The 1,288-nt window shown below is 44.6% G+C and carries 3 protein-coding genes; all 3 read right to left on the minus strand.

What is annotated here, in order from left to right:
• The coding region (locus BLT03_RS23625; protein ID WP_139160554.1) for an RHS repeat domain-containing protein at nt 1-265 on the minus strand (265 nt) is incomplete at its 3' end.
• A gap of 74 nt (nt 266-339) precedes the next feature.
• Nucleotides 340-696, minus strand: a complete 357-nt coding sequence (locus BLT03_RS24360) for a hypothetical protein (RefSeq protein ID WP_175537865.1) — start codon at nt 694-696, stop codon at nt 340-342.
• Between the two features lie 104 nt (nt 697-800).
• Nucleotides 801-1,288, minus strand: a 488-nt coding sequence (locus BLT03_RS24365) for an RHS repeat-associated core domain-containing protein (RefSeq protein WP_217640204.1), incomplete at its 5' end; no start/stop codon positions are given.

Consider the following 1,288-nt stretch of genomic DNA (forward strand, 5'->3'; position numbering starts at 1 on the left):
CCACGGTCTTGCCCAGGCGCCGACCGAAGGCGTCGTAGCGGTAGCGCGCGATCGGCGTGAAGCCTTTCTCGCCCGGCGCCTGCTCGAACACCGCCGTCAGCTGGTGCAGCGCGTCGTACTGCAGACGCAGCGTGCGCCCATCGGCGTGCTGCGCCTGCACCCGGTTGCCGAAGGCGTCGTAGCGGTACTGAACGATTGCCCCGTCCCCTGCGCTGCTCCAGCCGATGCGGTTGCCGGGCCACTGCTGCACCGGCCCGCCCGCCATGATTAATGCGGCAGTAGTAATAAATAAATTATTTTTTGCCTGAAGCCCAATAGAGACTCGCCACAATCAATTTTCTATTTTATTTTTGCAAACTTTAATCCCAAAAAACTTATCACAAGAAAAATCAGAAGCATACTCACCGCCACATTAGGAATAACCCCAGAATAATAAACACAGTATCCCTTAACCAAAAGAGTCGATGCTTCAAAAGTGCTGCACATATATGATTTTTGCAACCCGAAAATAATCAATGCCAAATCCAAAAAAGGTATCAACGGAATAATGACAGAAAAAATAAAAATTACTGCTGTATATTTAATGTTTAAATTTGATTTTTCAAATTTATATTTGATTAAGTCTCTTGTAAAGAAAAAAATTGTGATCGCAAAAAACAAATAACTAACTGCGAAATTAATTACTTGTAGAAACATTACCCTATCCATGCCTGCCTTTGACTGATGTACCAGATATGGATAGAAAGTCAAAGAAAAAATAAGCCAAAAAATTATGCTTAATTTTACAATTTTAAATTTTTTCATTTTTTAAAGAAGTCAACAGTATTCGAACTAGAGCCAGTTTTCAGTAACGTCGCACAATCCGCAGGTGTCTCGCTCCAATAACCATACAACTTTGCGGCGGAGCCAATACTAATGTCAAGTTGAACCCCTTCACTCACCTCACCTGCTGCAACGTCTCGTATGACAGCAGCACCATCCTCAAGCTTATTCTGCCTGCCCTCCTCATATCGTTTTTCCCTTTCTGCAGCTCGCTTACAGGTAAGTTCTGCGCTTTTCGTTTTCGCATCTCTTCCCTCTTGCACATTTTCTTTAAAATCAAGCATATCTTTGATTTTGTCATACCAGCCTTTGGCACTTCCAATATCTGGGCCTTTAGGGCCGGAAGTCGGATCAAGCCCAGTCGGGTCTGTCCAATTCATTGGATTTACGGGATAGCTTGATTTATTAATCCCGCCATTAAGCCCAATGGGGTCCTGAGTGACGTACTGCCCAATGGTCGGGTCGT

This window comes from Paracidovorax valerianellae (assembly GCF_900102625.1).
Lineage (GTDB): Bacteria > Pseudomonadota > Gammaproteobacteria > Burkholderiales > Burkholderiaceae_C > Paracidovorax > Paracidovorax valerianellae.